Here is a 3879-nt window from a genome sequence, read left to right on the forward strand (position 1 = left end):
CCGGCGCTGGACAGCGCGCTCAAGATCAACACCGTCGAGCCGCACCCGCCGCGCGTGGAGAAGGCCCTGGACCTGCTGCTGGAGGCGGAACGTCCGCTCATCCTCGCCGGCGGCGGAGTCATCCTGGCCGAGGCCTCCGAGGACCTGCGCGAACTCGCCGAGTACCTCCGGGTCCCGGTGCAGGTCACCCTCATGGGCAAGGGATCCTTCGACGAGGACTCACCGTTGTACTCGGGCATGACCGGTGTGCAGACCTCCCAGCGCTACGGCAACACGTCCTTCCTGGAGTCCGACCTGGTCCTGGCGGTGGGCGCGCGCTTCGCCGACCGTCACACCGGCCGGATCGACGTCTACCGGGGCGAGCGCAAGTTCATCCACGTCGACATCGAGGCCACCCAGATCGGTCGGGTCTTCGAACCCGACCTGGGGGTGGTCTCCGACGCACGCCTCTTCCTGCGCGAACTTCTGGCGGCGGCCAAGCGTCGTGAGGCCAAGGCGCAGGTGGGGGAGTGGATCGCCCGAGTCGGCGAGCTGAAGGAGACCCTCACCCGCCGGGAGGACTTCGACAGTGTCCCGGTCAAGGCCCCGCGCGTGTACAAGGAGATCAACGAGGTCTTCGACGCCGACACCTACTTCGTCACCGCCATCGGCCTCTACCAGATCTGGGGCGGCCAGCACCAGAAGGCGTACAAGCCGCGCCACTACCAGATCTGCGGTCAGGCGGGCCCGCTCGGTTGGGAGATCCCCGCGGCCATCGGTGTCAAGAAGGCGCTCAAGAACACCGAACCCGACGCCGAGGTCGTCGGCATCGTCGGTGACTACGGCTTCCAGTACATGGTCGAGGAGCTGGCCGTCGCCGCCCAGTACGACGTGCCGTACGTGATCATCATGCTCAACAACGAGTACCTGGGCCTGATCCGCCAGGCGTCCATCCCGTTCGACATGAACTTCCAGGTGGACGTCCACTACGACGAGTACGGCACCGACAACGTCAAGCTCATGGAGGCCTACGGGTGCTCCGGGCGGCGCGTGTGGGAGCCGGGCGAGGTCCGCGACTCCCTGGAGTGGGCCCGCAAGGAGGCCAGGGCGACCTCGCGCCCGGTGCTGGTGGAGATCATGATCGAGCGCGAGGCCAACACCCCGCACGGTCCGGCGATCGACGCGGTCAAGGAGTTCGAGCCGCTGCCGAACGCCTGATCCCGAAGACCGCCACGGGTCGGACCTGCACCCGAGCCCCGTGGCAGGGCCCCTCCGAGACCGGCAGGAGGGGCCCTTTCTCCGCTTCCGGTGTTCCCTCACCGGTACATCCGCGGAGGTTTCGGAAGGCCCGAAGTCGATCACAGAGACCATGTGAACAACAACGCTGAGTCATCACCACTGGTCATCAAGAACGTACGCGTCTTCGACGGGGAGAGCGAGCGGCTCGAACCCGGGCACGTGGTGGTGCGCGGAAGGTACGTCGATCGGATCGTTCCCCGTACGGAAGCCTTCGACGAACCCGAGGGTGCCCGGGTCATCGACTGCGCAGACGGGGCGGGAGAGGCCGTCCGGGTGCTCATGCCCGGGCTCATCGACGCTCACGCGCACCTGGCGGTCGCCGGGGTCTCCGCCCTCGAAGTGTTGACCGGCCCGGACGGGTTGGTGCACTGCAAGGCCCTCGGTGAAGCCCACCGCATGCTCATGCGCGGATTCACCTCGATACGCGACATGGGTGGTCCCACCGGCGCGATCAAGAGCGTGATCGACGCCGGCGAGTTCCCCGGACCGCGTATATACCCGAGCAACGCCGCGATCTCCCAGACGGCCGGACACGGAGACTTCTCCGCCGTCTACGACGCGCCCACCGCCTTGGGAGGTCCGCTCTCCCGGGCGGAACAGGTGGGGATCATGCGGGTCGCGGACGGACCCGAACGGGTGCTCGCCGCCGTCCGCGAACAGCTCAAGCGAGGGGCCTGCCAGGTCAAACTCATGGCCGGAGGCGGGGTCACCTCCGTGTACGACGACCTGGACGTGTTGCAGTTCACCCCGGAGGAACTGCGGGTGGCGGTCCGGGCGGCTCGGGACTGGGGCACCTACGTCGCCGTGCACGTGTTCACCACCGAGGGGATCAGGCGCGCCCTGGACGCGGGGGTCCGCTCCATCGAACACGGGCACCTGGCGGACGAGGAGACGGTCGCCCTCATCGCGCGTAAGGGCGCGTGGTTGAGCACCCAGCCCTTCGCCGAGGGCGACCACACCTTTCCCGATCCGCGGTCCAAGGCCAAGGACGCCAAGGTCACCCAGGGCGTGGCGGACCTGTTCACCTGGGCGCACCGGCATGATGTACGGACCGCCTTCGGTACGGATCTGCTCTTCGCTCCGGGTTCGGGTGATCGTCAGTCCCGGATGTTCGCCCGGCTGGACCGGTACATGTCCCCGGTGGAGGCCCTGCGTATCGGCACCTCGGGCAACGCGACCCTGCTCCAGATGGCCGGGAAACGCGACCCCTATGGTCAGGCGAGGTCGGGGGTGGTACGAGCGGGTGCCTGGGCGGACCTGCTGGTGGTGGAGGGCGACCCCACACGGGATCTCTCCCTGTTGGCCGATCCCGAGCGGAACCTGTCCGTCATCGTCAAGGACGGACGGACGTACCGCAACCGTTTCGGGTAGGGGCGAGCGGAACCCCGGTCCGAACGGGCGGGCCGGGGTTCCGTCGGTGGGAGCGAAGCACGCCGCGGTGTCGGTCAGCCGCAGAACGTCTCTTCCTCGTCGATGATGCGGTAGGGGCAGTCCGCGTAGTCGAGCAGGCGCAGCACGGCCTCCTCGTTGCGGGAGGTCTCACGCTCGATCACCGACGACGGCGGGTAGAAGCCACCGTCCGCGGGAGACTTCGGGTACATCTCGTAGGTGAAGTTCACGATGCCCTGGTCGGCCCACAGCCAGTCGTTGATGGACCCGTCCGTGACGTACAGGTCGCTGGACTGCTGGGGCGTGTACCCGTTGGCCTCGGCCATGTACTCGCCCAGCGCGGCGTGGGTGTCGTACTCCTCCTGTGACATCGCGTCGGTCACCTGGTCGTAGGTGTAGCCGAACGGCCAGAGGATGAGTTCGCTGTAGGTGTGGAAGTCGATGGCGCTGGTGATCTGCTGCTCGCCGTCCACCACGCGGCCGCGCACGAAGTCCGCTACGGCGGCCACCTCCACGCCGGACTCGGCCGCGTCGCCCCGGTAGGTGATGCTCTCCGGGTCGTCGGAGGAACCGCCGCAGCAGCCCCAGTTGTAGGCCCAGTTTCGGTTCAGGTCGGTGCCGACGGCCGACGAACCCTCGCTGGGCTGACGGTTCTTGCGCCAGTCCCGCCAGGTGTCGCCCGCCATGTCGTACTCGCTGCCGTCCGGGTTGACGTTCGGCAGGATCCAGATCTCGCGGCCGTCGACCAGTTCGGTGATGCGGTCGTCCTCGCCGTATCCCTCGGTGAGCAGGCCCATCAGGTGGATGGCCATCTCGACGGTGAGATGTTCGCGCGCGTGCTGGGAGTGGGTGAACAGCACCTCGGGCTGGTCCTCGTCCACGGACACGTTGTCGCTGATCTTCACCGCGACCAGGTCCTGACCCTCGTAGGACTGCCCGTAGACCTCCTTGGCGGCGAGGTCGGGGTACTGGGCGACGACCTCGTCGACGATCTCCAGCAGCTCGGGGTAGGTGGTGTAGCCCGGGTCCGGGGAGGCCAGGGTCTCGGGGGGTCCGTAGGGCTCGGCGGCGTAGCCGAGGGAGTCCAGCTCGTCGATGTCGTCGCTGGACCCGGTGACCAGCAACGAGTCGTCTCCGACGTGGTCGATCGCGACACCGGTGGCGGCGATCTCGGAACGTTCCTCGGCGGTGCTCACACCGTCGACCTCGTAC

General features: G+C 67.8%; 3 protein-coding genes. 2 read left to right on the forward strand and 1 reads right to left on the reverse strand.

Annotation, left to right across the window (positions count from 1 at the left end; translation table 11 throughout):
- Both K8V84_RS12890 and K8V84_RS12895 read left to right on the forward strand, forming a co-directional pair.
- The coding region (locus K8V84_RS12890; RefSeq protein ID WP_304074459.1) for a thiamine pyrophosphate-dependent enzyme at positions 1–1197 on the forward strand (1197 nt) is incomplete at its 5' end.
- Between the two features lie 153 nt (positions 1198–1350).
- Complete coding sequence (locus K8V84_RS12895; RefSeq protein WP_304074460.1) at positions 1351–2649, forward strand: amidohydrolase family protein; 1299 nt, start codon at positions 1351–1353, stop codon at positions 2647–2649.
- A 74-nt stretch (positions 2650–2723) separates the two neighbouring features.
- Here the strand turns inward: K8V84_RS12895 and K8V84_RS12900 are convergent.
- On the reverse strand, positions 2724–3879 hold a 1156-nt coding region (locus tag K8V84_RS12900; protein ID WP_304074461.1), incomplete at its 5' end, for a M14 family metallopeptidase.

The sequence above is a fragment of the Nocardiopsis listeri genome, from assembly GCF_020741345.1.
Lineage (GTDB): Bacteria > Actinomycetota > Actinomycetes > Streptosporangiales > Streptosporangiaceae > Nocardiopsis > Nocardiopsis listeri_A.